Raw genomic sequence first — 14,064 nt, forward strand, 5'->3', positions numbered from 1 at the left:
GTTACAATTGGCATCGGCCGCATGGCAGCCTACAATCCAAACCGCCTATCAGCAGGCTCGGCCTGATCGAGGACAACCTGTTGAGGCTCCACAGCTAGCCGGGAGGCTCGGCGGCGGACCCCAGCCAGGAAGCCGGGTCTCCCCGTTACGCTATTTCCGTGAAGGAGATCGCATCATCGCGATGCCTCTCCGGTCTTCACTTTGCCCTGAACTAGCGATTTGGGGCTAATCCTGTGAAAAACCCCAATTATCGAATTCGGACTCGACAATGCTTTATTAGGATGATTGCATAAACCTATCGGATAAAAACCGGGGGATGACGATGTTCGAGACTCTGCTTGAGATGCAGGAGCGTGGCGTACGGGACCGTGCGCGTGGCCGCAGCCTCGCCGACAATCCGATGTCGAAGCCGGATATCCTGCCGATCACCGATTTCCAAGAATGGTACTCGATGTTCGACGCCTGGCGCTTCGGCTGGTCGATCGAGGATGCGATGGCCGGGCATGGCAATATGCCGCGGGATGGCGGCACTATGCCCCTCGCCTACACCAGGACGGTCTGATCGATCCTGTCCTCGGCGCCGAAGAATTTCAGGTAGCGCTCCACCTCTGCCGGGTCGCCCGTCGCCTTCTGCGGATTGTCGGAGAGTTTTACCGCCGGACGGCCGTTGGCATCGCTGACCTTGCAGACGACCGAGATCGGGTTGAGGCCGGATATTTCGGTCGGCGCGCAGCCGGAAAAATCATTCGTCAGGTTGGTGCCCCAGCCAAAGCTCATGCGCACACGGCCTTCGAAATGCCGGTAGGTATCGATGATGGCGTCGACATCGAGACCGTCGGAGAAGATCAGCAGCTTCTGGCGCGGATCGCGGCCCATCTTCTTCCACCAGTCGATGATCTTTTCACCGCCTTCGATCGGCGGGGCGCTGTCCGGGCGGAAGCCGGTCCAATCGGCGACCCATTCCGGCGCGTCGCGCAGGAAGGCTGCAGTCCCGAAAGCATCCGGCAGGACGATCAGGAGGTTGCCGCCATAGAGCTTGTTCCAGTCGCGCAGGATCTTATAGGGCGCGTTGCGCAACTGCTCATCGGTTTGCGCCAGGGCGGCAGCCACCATCGGCAGTTCGTGGGCATTGGTGCCGACGGCTTCGAGATCGGAATCCATCGCCAGCAAGACGTTGCTGGTGCCGGTAAAGGCCGGGCCGATGCCTTCCTTCAGCGCCTCGACGCACCAGCGCTGCCAGAGGAAACTGTGACGGCGGCGGGTGCCGAAATCGGAGATACGCAAGCCCGGCAATTCCTTCAGCCGTTCGACCTTCGACCACATCTTCGCCTTGGCGCGGGCATAGAGCACATCGAGGGTGAAGGGGCCGAGCGCCTTCATCGCCGAGCGCGACCGCAGCTCGTTGACGATGGCCAGCGCCGGGATCTCCCACATCGTGGTTTCCTTCCATGCCCCATGAAAATCCAGCACATATTGCCCGTCCTTCTTCGACAGCTCGTATTCGGGGAGCTGGAAGTTGGAAAGCCAGGCGAGGAATTCCGGCTCGAAGATCTGGGCGCGGCCATAGAAGCTGTTACCCGCCAGCCAGATCATCTCCTTCTTGGAGAGTTTCAGCGTGCGGGCATGGTCGAGCTGCTCGCGCAATTCGCCTTCGTCGATCTCATCGGCGAGCCGCACACGCTTGGTGCGGTTGATGAGCGTGAAGGACGCGTTCACGTCTGGGTAAAGCTTCCAGATCATCTGCAGCATCAGGAGCTTATAGAAGTCGGTATCGATCAGGCTGCGGACAATCGGATCGAGTTTCCAAGCGTGATTGTAGACGCGTCTTGCAATATCGGTCCTGGCCATAAAATTCCTGCCCCTGTCCACTCCGGTCAGGTGCTGCCAAAATCCCCAGTGCTGCCAAGTGCGGGGCCGGCGCACGAAACCGGCTCGTGCGCCTTCTTATCGAAAAATCGGCAGAGAAAGTCCAGAAAAATCAATAAACATCTTGCCGCGGTACGGCGGCGGGATGCGGAAGATCATCTGCCGGAGGCTTATTGCGCTGGCGCGGCAGGCTGGGCCGGCGTTGCGGGCGTGACGCCAGGGGCGGCCGGTGTCGCGTTTTGCGTCTCTGTGGGAATCGCAGTGCCGTTTTGCAGCGTTGGCGCAGGTGCCGTGTCAGGCTGCTGCGACTGCAACTGCTGGCCGGGCTGCTGCGGTGCCACCTCGTTTGCTTCGCGCTTACCCCAGATCTCCACCGGGATCCAGACCACGAAGGCCAGCACCAGCGCGGCGAGCAGCACGAGCAGAATGCGATAACCCATGCGCCCCTGCCTTGCCTTCACTGGCGGGATCTGCTCTTCCCTATGAAGCTTGCCGTCAGACTTTTCCCAGCGTGTTTCCGTCTGATGCGCCATCATCGTTTCCTTCCGCTGTCTTGACGGGCCGATCCGGCCCGAGAATTCCACAGGGAAACGGGTGGCTGTCTGGAAGGTTCCGGGGGCTTAGATCCGGATGATATTAGGCGCTGACAGGTTTCGGCATGATGCTCTAATAGCCGACGGCGCGGTCAACGACGAATTGCAGCGGCTCGCCGCGCTCGAACCGGGCGATCTGCGTCTCGACGTGACGGAACAACGCGTTTTCTTCCGAAACCGCCGCGTCGTGCGGCGTGATGAAGACGTTTTCCAGCTCCCATAGCGGGTTGTCCGAGCCAAGCGGCTCCACCGCGAAGACATCGAGGGAAGCGCCGCCGAGGGTGCCGCCGCGGATTGAAGAAACGATATCGGCTTCGACCTGGCTCCTGCCGCGGCCGGCATTGATGAAGACCGGGCGTCCGAGCGCGCCGTTGCGGCGCAGCTTTTTAAATAGCCCGCTATCATAGAACCCTGTCGTCTCAGGGGTCAGCGGCAACAGGCCGACGAGGATGTCGGTCTTTCCGAGGAAGCTGTCCAAGGCGCCGGCATCGAAGGTTTCGACGCCGTCGATCTCCTTGCGGCTACGCGACCAGCCGATGACGTTAAAACCCATTGTCTTCAGCTTGGCGACCGCATCCAGCCCGAGAATGCCAAGACCCATGACGCCGACGGTGACCTCCGCCGCTTCGGGCGCGATCAGCTTGGCCCATTGGCGCTGCCGCTGATGGCTATCATGAGCGTATTGGGCACGCAGATGCATCAAACATTGCATGACCACCCATTCGCTCATGCGGGTCGTCAGGCTGCGATCGACGAAACGCACGATCGGGATCTCGGGAAGGCCGTCCATGCCGATGATATGGTCGACGCCGGCGCCGCCAGAAAAGATCACCTTGAGCTTCGGCGCCCGAGCGAAAAGGTCGGCATCCGGCTTCCAGAGCAGCGCATATTCGGCTTCGCGGAGATCACGCACCCGATCAGCGGGGTCGGCGAGATTGATGCTGCCGCGATCGGAAAAGGCCGTCTGCAGCACGCGGGCGACGCCTTCGGGATTGAACTTGATATCGACGAGAACGGGAGGAGGTGTCGGCATGATGATCTTTACTGCTGGACGGCTGATGTCGGCACCGCCTCGATGTTGAAGGCGGCGGCCATCAGCGCCCTGGTGTAATCGTCCTTCGGAGCGCGGAAGATTTCCGATGACGGGCCCTGCTCGACCACCTTGCCGAAACGCATGACGATGACGTCGTTGGCGAGCGCCTTCACCACCTTAAGGTCGTGGCTTATGAAGAGATAGGCGAGATCGTGCTTCTTCTGCAGATCGCGCAGGAGATCGACCACCTGGGCCTGCACGCTCATGTCGAGTGCAGAGGTCGGCTCGTCGAGCATGACGAAGCGCGGCTTCAGCACCATGGCGCGGGCAATGGCGATGCGCTGGCGCTGGCCGCCGGAGAATTCGTGCGGGTAACGCCAGCGGGTCAGGGGATCGAGACCGACTTCCTCCAGCGCCCAGCAGACGCGCTGGTCGCGCTCTTCCGATGTCAACGAGCGCTCATGCACCTTCAGCCCTTCGGCGACGATATCGCCGACCGACATGCGGGGGCTGAGCGACCCGTAGGGATCCTGGAAGACCACCTGCAGCTGGTTGCGCAACGGCCGCATCTCGCTGAACGAATAGCCGGCTATATCCTTGCCGACGAAAGCGATCCGCCCTTGCGAGGAAATCAGCCGGGTGAGCGCCAGCCCGAGAGTGGTCTTGCCGGAGCCGGACTCGCCGACGACGCCGAGCGTCTGCCCGGCACGCAGCGAAAGATCGATGCCGTCGACCGCCTTCACGTGATCGACGACGCGGCGCATCAGCCCCGCCTTGATCGGGAACCAGACGCGAATATCGGAACCTTCCATCACCATCGGTTTTGCGGGGTCGGCAAGCGGCGGCTCGCCGCGCGGCTCGGAGGCGAGGAGGTGGCGGGTATATTCGTGTTTGGGATTGGCAAAGACCTCTTCGACCGTTCCGGTTTCGACGATCCTGCCCTTGGTCATGACGCAGACGCGGTCGGCGAATTTGCGCACGATGCCGAGGTCGTGGGTGATGAACAGCATCGACATGCCGTGCACGGCCTTGAGCTGCCGCAACAGCTCGAGGATCTGCGCCTGCACGGTGACGTCGAGCGCGGTGGTCGGCTCGTCGGCGATCAGCAGCTCCGGGCGGTTGGCGAGCGCCATGGCGATCATGACGCGCTGGCGCTGGCCGCCGGACAGTTCGTGCGGATAGGCCTTCAATCGCTTTTCCGGCTCGCGGATACCGACCTGGTTCAACAATTCCAGTATGCGCTGGCGCGCCGGCTGACCGGTGAGACCCTGGTGCAGCGCCAGGATCTCGGCAATCTGCTTCTCGATCGTATGAAGCGGATTGAGCGAGGTCATCGGCTCCTGGAAGATCATGGTGATGTCGTTGCCACGCACCTCGCGCAACGCTCTTTCGGACGCCTTCAAGAGATCCTTGCCCTTGAACAGGATTTCGCCGGAGGGATGGCTTGCCGAGGGATAAGGCAGAAGCCGCAGGATCGAGTTGGCCGAGACCGACTTGCCGGAGCCGGATTCGCCGACGAGCGCCACGACCTCGCCCTTGGCGATATCGAAGGAGATGTGGTCGACGGCAAGCGAGGTCTGGCCGCCCTGGTGAAAGGCAACCGAGAGATCGCGGACGGAAAGGAGCGGTTCTGTCATCTCACTCATTGAAACGTCTTCCTCGGATCGAAGGCATCGCGCACGGCTTCGCCGATGAAGATCAGCAGCGACAGCATGATCGACATGGCGAAGAAGGCCGTCAGCCCGAGCCACGGCGCCTGCAGGTTGCTCTTGCCCTGGGCGATCATCTCGCCGAGCGAAGGGGAACCAGGCGGCATGCCGAAGCCGAGGAAATCGAGCGAGGTAAGCGTTGTGATCGAGCCGGAGAGGATGAAGGGCAGGAAGGTCAGCGTCGCCACCATGGCGTTCGGCAGCAGGTGACGCCACATGATGGTGCGGTTGTTGACGCCGAGCGCTCGGGCGGCGCGGACATATTCGAAATTGCGGGCGCGCAGGAATTCAGCGCGCACGATGCCGACGAAGCCGACCCAGGAAAAGAGCAGCATGATGCCGAGAAGCACGAAGAAGCCGGGCGGCAGAATGGCGGCGATGATGAGCAGGATGTAAAGCACCGGCATCGATGACCAGATCTCGATGAAGCGCTGCAGCAGGAGATCGGTCCAGCCGCCGAAATAGCCCTGCACCGCGCCTGCTGTCACGCCTATAACAGCCGAGCAGATGGTCAGGGCCAGGCCGAAGAGCACGGATATGCGGAAACCGTAAATGACGCGCGCCAGCACGTCGCGGGCCTGGTCGTCGGTGCCGAGCCAGTTGAGATTGCCGAGCGTGCAGGCAGGATCGTTCGCCCCTTGCGGATAGCCGGCGCAACGCTCCTCCTTGGTCATCAGCCAGAAGGGGGCGGTCGGGGCCGAATGCGGAATGTTCGAATTGACCGAACGGTAGGAATAGCGGATTGGCGGCCAGATCATCCAGCCATTGGCATTGATCTCGTCCGATATCACAGAGGAACGGTAGTCGGTCTCGGCGAGGAAGCCGCCGAACTTGTCCTCGGGATAGTCGACGAGAACCGGAAACAGGATCTCGCCCTTGTAGGAGGCGATGATCGGCCGGTCGTTGGCGAGGAATTCGGCAAACAGGCTGAGGATGAACAGCAGCAGGAACAGCCACAGTGACCAATAACCGCGGCCGTTCGCCCGGAAATTCTGCCAGCGGCGAATGTTGGTCGGTGACAGCAGGCCCTTGCGCGGCGGCTTGACGGGTGTGGCGACAGCAGGATTTGCGGCGGCGTCCATCAGACATCCCTCCGCTCGAAATCGATGCGTGGATCGATCCAGGTGTAGATCAGGTCGGAAACCAGGCTGACGACGAGGCCGAGCAGCGAGAAGATGTAGAGCGTGGCGAAGACGATCGGATAGTCCCGATTGACCACCGAGAGATAACCGAGGCGGCCGAGACCATCCAGCGAGAAGATGTTTTCGATCAGCAGCGAGCCGGTAAAAAAGGCGGAGATGAAAGCGCCGGGAAAACCGGCGATGATGATCAACATGGCGTTGCGGAACACGTGGCCATAAAGCACCTGCCGCTCATTCAGGCCTTTGGCGCGGGCGGTGACCACATACTGCTTCTTGATCTCCTCGATGAAGGAGTTCTTGGTCAAGAGCGTCGTCGTGGCGAAGGCGGCCAGCGACAGCGAGATCAGCGGCAGGGTGAGGTGCCAGAAATAGTCGAGCGGCTTCTGCCACCAGGCAAGCTGGTCGAAATTGTCGGAGACCAGGCCGCGCAGCGGGAACCAGTCGTAGAAGGAGCCGCCGGCGAAAAGCACGATCAGGAGAATGCCGAAGAGGAAGCTCGGCACGGCGTAACCGACGACGATGACGCCCGACGTCCAGACGTCGAAGGTCGATCCATCCCTGATCGCCTTGCGGATGCCGAGCGGGATGGAGATGGCATAGGAGAAGATCAGGATCCAGATGCCGAGCGAGATCGACACCGGCAGCTTCTCCTTGATGAGATCGAGCACGGAGGTGTTGCGGAAGAAGCTCTCGCCGAAATCGAAGCGGATGTAATTCCACATCATCTCGCCGAATCGCGTCAGCGGCGGCTTGTCGAATCCGAACTGTTTTTCCAGCTTGGCGATCAACTCCGGATCGAGGCCCTGAGCGCCGCGATATTTGGAGCCTTCGTCGCCGCCGCCGGGAAGATCGCCGCCTCCAGACAGGCGCTGGTCGGCACTATCGGCCTGACCGGTCAATTGGGCGATCACCTGCTCAACCGGGCCGCCGGGAGCGAACTGAATGACAATGAAGGAAATCGCCATGATGCCGACAATGGTCGGGATCATCAAAAGCAGGCGGCGAATGACATAGGCGCCCATCAGCCTTCAGCCTCCGGGAATGTTTTTCTTGTCTGCCCGCCGTCCAGTCCAATGCCGCTCAATCCGCCAGCCTTCCTTTGCCGGCCCTGCCGGCGTGTGGTGATTCGTTCGTGCCATTTGGAGCCGAGGCCCCCTGCATTGCAAGCCCGCTCATTTTGCCGAGGTGGACCACCAGGCATCGGGGAAGCCAAGGCTGTAGGCCGGAAACTCGGCCGGGTGCGTGACAGTGTTCCAATAGGCGACGTTATAGGTATCGCGGTAAAACAGCGGAATGACGTAGTGATTTGCCAGCAATACTCGGTCCATCGCCTTGATCGCCGCAACCTGCTCATCGCGGTTGGGGGCGAAGATAATCATACGTATGAGTTCATCCACCGCCGGGTTGGCAATGCCGGCATAATTGTGAGAGCCCTGCTGGTTGACCGAGCCGGATCCCCAATAGTCTGCTTGCTCGTTGCCCGGGTTCATCGTCTCTGCCCAGACATTCCAGATCATATCGTAATCAAAGCTGCGTTCGCGGTTGACGGCTTGCGAGGCGTCGACCGTGCGCACCCGCGCATCGATGCCGATTTTCTTGAGATTGTTGGCATAGGGCACCGCCCAGCGTTCCAATATGGGGCTCGACAACAGGATCTCGAAACTCATCGGCTGGCCGGTCTTGCTATTGACCATGCGATTGTTCTTGATCTCCCATCCAGCTTCTTTCAGCAGTCCAATCGCCTTGCGGAGGTTGTCGCGGCTTTTCTGCGGATCGCCGCCGACCGGATTGGTGTAGGGCGTCGTGAAGACCTCAGGCGGAACCTTGTCCTTCATGGCCTGCAGTATTTCCAGTTCACGCCCCTGCGGCAGGCCGGAGGAGGCGAGTTCGGTGTTCCAGAAATAGCTGTCGATGCGCTTGTAACTATTAAAGGCAACGGTCCGGTTCAGCTCCTCGAAATCGAGGCCGTAATTCAGCGCCTCGCGGACCCGCTGATCCTTGAAAAGGTCACGCCGCATATTGGGCACGAGCGCCTGCAGGATGCCGGTGGAGCGCAGCGGATTTGCAACCTCTTCCTTCTTGATGCGTCCTTCCTTCACTGCGGGAAAATCATATCCCGTCGCCCAGCGGGAAGCCGTCGTCTCCTGCCAGTAGTCGCTATTACCGGCGCGAAAGGCTTCGAACTCGACATCCCGGTCACCGAAATAGGTGTAGATGACATTGCGGAAATTGTTCTGGCCGACATTTACGTTGAGGTCCTTGCCCCAATAGTCGTCGCGCAGCTCATAACGGATTGTTGCGCCGGGCGAGAAGGAAGCGATCTTATAAGGACCGGAACCCATCACCGGCTCCAACGTCGTCTTGGTAATGTCGCGCGGCTTGCCATCCGGCCCGGGCGCTTCCCACCAATGTTTCGGCACGATCATCAGCTGGCCGAGAATGTTGGGCAGTTCGCGATTGTTCTTCTCGTCGAAAGTGAAGGTAACGTCCCGCTCGCCGGTCTTTTCCGCCTTGATAACATGATGGTAATAGTTCCCGGCAAGGGGATTCAGTTCCTTGGTCTTATCAAGGCTGAAGATGACGTCTTCGGGGGTTACAGGCTGACCATCTGCCCATTTCGCCTCTTTGCGCAGGCGAAAGGTCGCGCTCGAGACGTCCGCGGGATAGGATAATCCCTCGGCAAGCAGACCGTAGGAGACGAGGAGTTCATCATCCGCCGGCTTCATCAACGTGTCGTAGGCAAGCGACAGGCCTATCGCTATCTGGCCCTTTGCCAGCAGCGGGTTGAAGGTGTCGAAGGCGCCGCTGGCGGAAAGACGCAAGTCTCCGCCCTTCGGGGCATCGCGATTGACGTAATCGAAATGCGCAAAGCCCGGCTTGTACTTCATCTCGCTGATGACGGAGCTGCCGATCTGAAAGGGCTGGTCCTGACCCGTTGCCGTCATGGGCGCCAAGACACCCGTCAGCGATACAAACAAACCGATCTTCGACCACAAAGCCGCCATTCACGCTTTCCCCTCATTATTGGTGGGTTCGACAATACGAAAAATACGGGCGAAAAACAGGTGAGAGTTTGGTTTTTGCCGGACTCGCGAAAATTTGAGCCGTTGGCGTCACCACCCTCGCGCTCCTTCTATCCCCGCCCGCCAAAACATCGATTCACCAAAATCACTTTTCACGATAGATTCGAACGCAAATCACTTCTCAAGGAAACAGCATGGCTTTCGGCTTCGCTCAGGCTTTCAGGACATTCGGCAAACTGGCGCTTGCCGGCGCAATCGGCGCAAGCCTTGCCGCCGGCGATGTCGGGGCTGAGCAGAAGGCGCCAAGCCCGGGCAGTGCTAAGGGCCAGTTCGGCGCCGCCAGCCTGCCGACGCAGGGCCCGGCGCAGCCGATCGGCTTTTACGCCAAGGGCTGCATGACGGGTGCGGTGGCGCTTCCCACAGACGGGCCGACCTGGCAGGCGATGCGGCTTTCGCGCAACCGCCGCTGGGGCAACCCGGCGATGATCGCGCTTCTGGAACGGTTTTCGCAGGACGCGGTTGGATATGCCGGCTGGTCGGGCATCCTCGTCGGCGACATTGCGCAGCCGCGCGGCGGGCCAATGCTCAACGGCCATTCCTCGCACCAGATCGGCCTCGATGCCGATATCTGGTTTACGCCGATGCCGGCACGCCACATGACGGCCAAGGAGCGTGAGGACCTGCCGTTCACGACGATGCTGCAGAAGGACAAGTTCCTCACCGTCGACCCCAAGGTCTGGACGCAATCGCGGGCGCGGCTCTTGATGCTGGCGGCAAGCTATCCCGAGGTGGAGCGCATCTTCGTCAACCCGGCGATCAAGAAGAAGATGTGCGACACCTGGACGGGCGACCGCACCAACCTCGGCAAGCTTCGGCCGATATACGGCCACGACTCGCATTTCCACATCCGCATCAAGTGCCCGCCGGGTGCTGCGGGATGCACGCCGCAGGCACCTGTTGCCGCCGGCGACGGCTGCGACAAGTCGCTCGCCTATTGGTTCACGCCGGCCCCCTGGGCGCCGCCGAAACCGCCGAAGCCCGGCGCCAAGCCGCCGAAGCCACCGCGCGAAATGATGGTTTCCGACCTGCCGAAGGCCTGTGCCGCCGTGCTCGATGCCGCCTCCGTCGCCTCGATGCAGGCCGCCACCTACGGCGGATCTTCCGCTGCGAGCGCGCTCACCGCCGCTCCGGCAGCAGAGCCGGCCGCCGATGACGAGGGAGACTTGCCCGATGTCGGCCCGGTTCCGAACGACAAGCCGGCAATCCAATGAGGAGCGCCGGCGCCTTGTCTTTCAAATCGCAAATTCTTGGTATAGAAGCGGTCAAATCGATTGAATTGCTTGGGCGGAGATTGGGTTCATGGCCGGCGGCAAATGCCTTGCATTGATTGCGCATGACCAGAAGAAAGACGATATGGCGGCGTTCGCCCGCGCCAACAGGGATATTCTCTCCGGCTGGAAGATCGTCGCCACCGGCACGACCGGCGGGCGGGTGCTCGACGCCGCCCCGGATCTCGACGTCACCAGATTGAAAAGCGGACCGCTCGGCGGCGACCAGCAGATCGGCGCGCTGATTTCGACCGGCGAGGTCGACGCCCTGATCTTCTTCGTCGACCCCTTGACGCCGATGCCGCACGATGTCGACGTCAAGGCGCTGATGCGGCTCGCCATCGTTTACGATATTCCGATGGCGCTCAACCACGCGACCGCTATAAAACTTCTTCCCACACTCGAAGCCTGATCAGCACGGAACCGGCCATGCCCAAACCGAACCACAGCACCGCTCCGCTGCCTTTCCCGATCCTGATCGGCGATATCGGCGGAACCAATGCCCGCTTCTCCATCCTGACCGACGCCTATGCCGAGCCAAAGCAGTTTCCGAACGTGCGCACGGCGGATTTCGCCACGATCGACGAAGCGATCCAGAAGGGCGTGCTCGACAAGACCGCCGTGCAGCCGCGTTCGGCGATCCTTGCCGTCGCCGGCCCGATCAACGACGACGAGATCCCGCTGACCAATTGCGACTGGGTGGTGCGGCCAAAGACGATGATCGAGGGCCTCGGCATCGAGGACGTGCTCGTCGTCAACGATTTCGAGGCGCAGGCTCTGGCCGTCGCCGCCCTTTCGGATGAGAACCGCGAACGCATCGGCGACGCCACCGGCGACATGATCGCCTCGCGCGTCGTGCTCGGACCCGGCACCGGGCTCGGCGTCGGCGGGCTGGTGCATGCGCAGCACAGCTGGATCCCGGTCCCCGGCGAAGGCGGCCACATCGATCTCGGGCCGCGCAGCAAGCGCGACTATCAACTCTTCCCGCATATCGAGACGATCGAAGGCCGTGTTTCGGCCGAGCAGATCCTCTGCGGACGCGGCCTCGTCAATCTCTACCATGCCATCTGCGTGGTCGACGGCATCCAGCCGACGATGAGGGATCCGGCCGACATCACCTCGCACGCGCTTGCCGGCAGTGACAAGGCGGCGATCGAGACCGTCTCGCTGTTTGCCACCTATCTCGGCCGCGTGGCGGGCGACATGGCGATGGTGTTCATGGCGCGCGGCGGCGTCTATCTGTCCGGTGGCATCTCGCAGAAGATCCTCCCGGCGCTGAAGAGACCGGAATTCCGATTGGCCTTCGAGGACAAGGCGCCGCATTCGGCGCTGCTTCGCACCATCCCGACCTATGTGGTGACGCATCCGCTGGCAGCGCTTGCCGGGCTTTCCTCCTATGCGCGCATGCCGGCGAATTTCGGCGTCTCGACGGAAGGCCGTCGCTGGCGGCGCTGACCCTGGCGCGCGCCACCCCGGACGCGACGCTCTAGCCAAACCAATCCCAACTCTTTATAGAGCCGGCAAAAGTACGCGTCGCGCCCTGCGCCGCGTTCGGTACGAGACAGGAAACCCGATTTTTGGAAGCGGCGGAAACGAGAACGCAGAGCGTCAGCAGCGATACCGTAACCGGCATCCTGAAGCGCATCATCGCTGAAAACGGCCGCGACCATCTCTGGGGCTACGTCTTTGCGATTGCCTGCCTGATCGTGGTGGCGCTTTCGACGGCGTTTACCGCCTGGATCATGCGGGCGATCATCGACGAAGCCTTCGCCAATCGGCGCGCCGACGTCGTCTGGATCATCTGTCTTTCGATCTTCATCGCCTTCGTGCTGCGCGGCTTTGCGAGCTACGGCCAGGCGGTGGCGCTGTCCAAGGTCGGCAACGATATCGTCGCCCGTTACCAGCGCCGGCTCTATTCGCATCTGATGACGCTTTCGGTCGGCTTCTTCAGCGAAGCCCGCTCCGCCCATATCGCCGCGCAGGTGAGCCAGAACGTCAGCGGCATCCGCGACGTGCTCAACCTGACGATCACTTCGACGGTGCGCGACCTGCTGACCTTCGTTTCGCTGCTCGCGGTGATGATCCTCCAGGATCCATTGCTCAGCCTGGCCGTATTCATCATGGCGCCGCCGCTGCTTTATGCGCTGCGCTATGTTTCCAAGCGGCTGCGCTCGGCGACGCGCGAGGCCGTGCATTTGAACAGCCACGTTCTCGGCGCCATGCAGGAGACGATCCAGGGCATCGCCATCGTGAAAGCCTTCACGATGGAAGACGAGCTGGAACGCAAGGTCACCAAGCTCATCAAGGGCGCCGAAAACAGGGCGAACCGGATTGCCCGGCTTTCCGAGCGCACGTCTCCGCTGACCGAGAGTTTCGCGGGCTTTGCCGTCGCCAGCGTGCTGGCCTATGCCGCCTACCGCTCGATTTACTACAATGTGCCGCCGGGTGCCTTCTTCTCCTTCGTCACGGCGCTGCTGCTTGCCTATGACCCGGCCCGCCGGCTTGCCCGCCTGCAGGTGCAGATGGAGCGTGCCGTCGTCAATGCGCGGATGATCTACGAACTGCTCGACATGGAGCCGCGCCAGCGCGACCTGCCGGACGCCCAGCCGCTGACCGTGACGCAAGCCAGGATCGAATTCCGCAACGTTTCCTTCGGCTACGGCAATGAGAGCGTGTTGAGCGGCGTGAGCTTCGTCGCCGAGGGCGGCGCGACCACTGCGCTGGTCGGGCCTTCGGGGGCCGGCAAATCCACGGTCATCAACCTCATTCCACGCTTTTACGATCCGCGCGAGGGCGAGATCCTGATCGACGGACAGGACATCGCCCACATCACCAAGAAGTCGCTGCGCCATCAGCTCGCCTATGTCTCGCAGCAGCCTTACCTGTTCGAGGGGACGATCCGCGACAATATCCGCTATGGCCGGCCGGAAGCGACCGATGCCGAGGTGGAAGAGGCAGCCCGGCTTGCCTATGCGCATGACTTCATCACGGCGCAGCCGCAAGGATACGACACGCCGGTCGGCGAAAACGGCGTGACGCTTTCGGGCGGCCAGCGCCAGCGGCTGTCGATCGCGCGTGCGCTGGTGCGCAATGCGCCGATCCTGCTGCTCGACGAGGCGACCTCTGCCCTCGACACGGAGTCCGAAGCCGCCGTGCAGAAGGCGCTCGACGAGGCGATGACCGGACGCACTGTCGTCGTCATCGCTCACCGGCTTTCGACCGTGGTGCGCGCCGACAAGATCGTCGTCATGCAGCAAGGCCGGGTCGTCGAGGAAGGCAATCACCAGACGCTTGCGAAGGTCAGCGACGGTCTTTACGCTCGCCTCAACAATCTGCAGAGGCCTTCGGCCTCCGATTCAAACTGACCTGG

At 61.7% G+C, this 14,064-nt stretch carries 12 protein-coding genes; 5 read left to right on the plus strand and 7 right to left on the minus strand.

Annotated elements, in window-relative coordinates:
* Positions 1-322 precede the first annotated feature (322 nt).
* Positions 323-562 carry a CrpP-related protein gene (locus tag AF337_RS04765; protein ID WP_049731343.1) on the plus strand — a complete coding sequence of 80 codons (240 nt, stop codon included), beginning with the start codon at positions 323-325 and terminating at the stop codon, positions 560-562.
* Here the strand turns inward: AF337_RS04765 and pncB are convergent.
* From pncB to AF337_RS04800, 7 genes are all read right to left on the minus strand, one after another.
* Positions 544-1,848, minus strand: coding sequence for a nicotinate phosphoribosyltransferase (gene pncB / locus AF337_RS04770; RefSeq protein ID WP_049731206.1), 1,305 nt, complete (start codon positions 1,846-1,848; stop codon positions 544-546). The genes AF337_RS04765 and pncB overlap by 19 nt on opposite strands.
* Before the next feature lie 188 nt (positions 1,849-2,036).
* Positions 2,037-2,402, minus strand: a complete 366-nt coding sequence (locus AF337_RS04775; RefSeq protein ID WP_193393572.1) for a hypothetical protein — start codon at positions 2,400-2,402, stop codon at positions 2,037-2,039.
* Between the two features lie 130 nt (positions 2,403-2,532).
* The gene (locus AF337_RS04780) at positions 2,533-3,492 is read right to left on the minus strand and encodes a 2-hydroxyacid dehydrogenase (protein ID WP_049731207.1); all 960 of its coding nucleotides are present in this window, start codon (positions 3,490-3,492) and stop codon (positions 2,533-2,535) included.
* A gap of 8 nt (positions 3,493-3,500) precedes the next feature.
* Positions 3,501-5,138 (minus strand): ABC transporter ATP-binding protein, encoded by a 1,638-nt coding sequence (locus AF337_RS04785; RefSeq protein WP_049731208.1) that lies wholly within the window; start codon positions 5,136-5,138, stop codon positions 3,501-3,503.
* Entirely contained in the window at positions 5,135-6,283 is a 1,149-nt protein-coding gene (locus tag AF337_RS04790; protein ID WP_049731209.1) for an ABC transporter permease, read from the minus strand. Before AF337_RS04790 ends, AF337_RS04785 begins: the two co-directional genes overlap by 4 nt.
* Positions 6,283-7,365 carry a microcin C ABC transporter permease YejB gene (locus AF337_RS04795; RefSeq protein ID WP_049731210.1) on the minus strand — a complete coding sequence of 361 codons (1,083 nt, stop codon included), beginning with the start codon at positions 7,363-7,365 and terminating at the stop codon, positions 6,283-6,285. The genes AF337_RS04790 and AF337_RS04795 overlap by 1 nt, the downstream gene beginning before the upstream one ends.
* Before the next feature lie 150 nt (positions 7,366-7,515).
* Positions 7,516-9,348 carry an extracellular solute-binding protein gene (locus AF337_RS04800; protein WP_049731211.1) on the minus strand — a complete coding sequence of 611 codons (1,833 nt, stop codon included), beginning with the start codon at positions 9,346-9,348 and terminating at the stop codon, positions 7,516-7,518.
* Between the two features lie 212 nt (positions 9,349-9,560).
* Here AF337_RS04800 and mepA point away from each other — a divergent pair, with 212 nt between their 5' ends.
* The 4 genes from mepA to AF337_RS04820 all read left to right on the plus strand — a co-directional run bounded on the left by mepA (position 9,561) and on the right by AF337_RS04820 (position 14,059).
* Entirely contained in the window at positions 9,561-10,637 is a 1,077-nt protein-coding gene (gene mepA / locus AF337_RS04805; protein ID WP_049731212.1) for a penicillin-insensitive murein endopeptidase, read from the plus strand.
* 88 nt (positions 10,638-10,725) lie between these two features.
* Positions 10,726-11,106: a methylglyoxal synthase gene (locus AF337_RS04810; RefSeq protein WP_049731213.1), complete on the plus strand. Its 381-nt coding sequence runs from the start codon at positions 10,726-10,728 to the stop codon at positions 11,104-11,106.
* 17 nt (positions 11,107-11,123) lie between these two features.
* Positions 11,124-12,149, plus strand: a complete 1,026-nt coding sequence (locus tag AF337_RS04815; protein WP_049731214.1) for a glucokinase — start codon at positions 11,124-11,126, stop codon at positions 12,147-12,149.
* A gap of 122 nt (positions 12,150-12,271) precedes the next feature.
* Positions 12,272-14,059 (plus strand): ABC transporter ATP-binding protein, encoded by a 1,788-nt coding sequence (locus AF337_RS04820; RefSeq protein ID WP_049731215.1) that lies wholly within the window; start codon positions 12,272-12,274, stop codon positions 14,057-14,059.
* Positions 14,060-14,064 lie beyond the last annotated feature (5 nt).

The organism is Rhizobium ecuadorense (genome assembly GCF_001187535.1).
Taxonomy (GTDB): domain Bacteria; phylum Pseudomonadota; class Alphaproteobacteria; order Rhizobiales; family Rhizobiaceae; genus Rhizobium; species Rhizobium ecuadorense.

Coding starts and splice junctions, on each gene's coding strand:
- AF337_RS04815 (WP_049731214.1), top strand. CDS start 11,124: ATGCCCAAACCGAACCACAGCACCGCTCCGCTGCCTTTCCCGATCCTG.
- AF337_RS04775 (WP_193393572.1), bottom strand. CDS start 2,402: ATGATGGCGCATCAGACGGAAACACGCTGGGAAAAGTCTGACGGCAAG.
- AF337_RS04800 (WP_049731211.1), bottom strand. CDS start 9,348: ATGGCGGCTTTGTGGTCGAAGATCGGTTTGTTTGTATCGCTGACGGGT.
- AF337_RS04810 (WP_049731213.1), top strand. CDS start 10,726: ATGGCCGGCGGCAAATGCCTTGCATTGATTGCGCATGACCAGAAGAAA.
- mepA (WP_049731212.1), top strand. CDS start 9,561: ATGGCTTTCGGCTTCGCTCAGGCTTTCAGGACATTCGGCAAACTGGCG.
- pncB (WP_049731206.1), bottom strand. CDS start 1,848: ATGGCCAGGACCGATATTGCAAGACGCGTCTACAATCACGCTTGGAAA.
- AF337_RS04785 (WP_049731208.1), bottom strand. CDS start 5,138: ATGAGTGAGATGACAGAACCGCTCCTTTCCGTCCGCGATCTCTCGGTT.
- AF337_RS04765 (WP_049731343.1), top strand. CDS start 323: ATGTTCGAGACTCTGCTTGAGATGCAGGAGCGTGGCGTACGGGACCGT.
- AF337_RS04780 (WP_049731207.1), bottom strand. CDS start 3,492: ATGCCGACACCTCCTCCCGTTCTCGTCGATATCAAGTTCAATCCCGAA.
- AF337_RS04790 (WP_049731209.1), bottom strand. CDS start 6,283: ATGGACGCCGCCGCAAATCCTGCTGTCGCCACACCCGTCAAGCCGCCG.
- AF337_RS04795 (WP_049731210.1), bottom strand. CDS start 7,365: ATGGGCGCCTATGTCATTCGCCGCCTGCTTTTGATGATCCCGACCATT.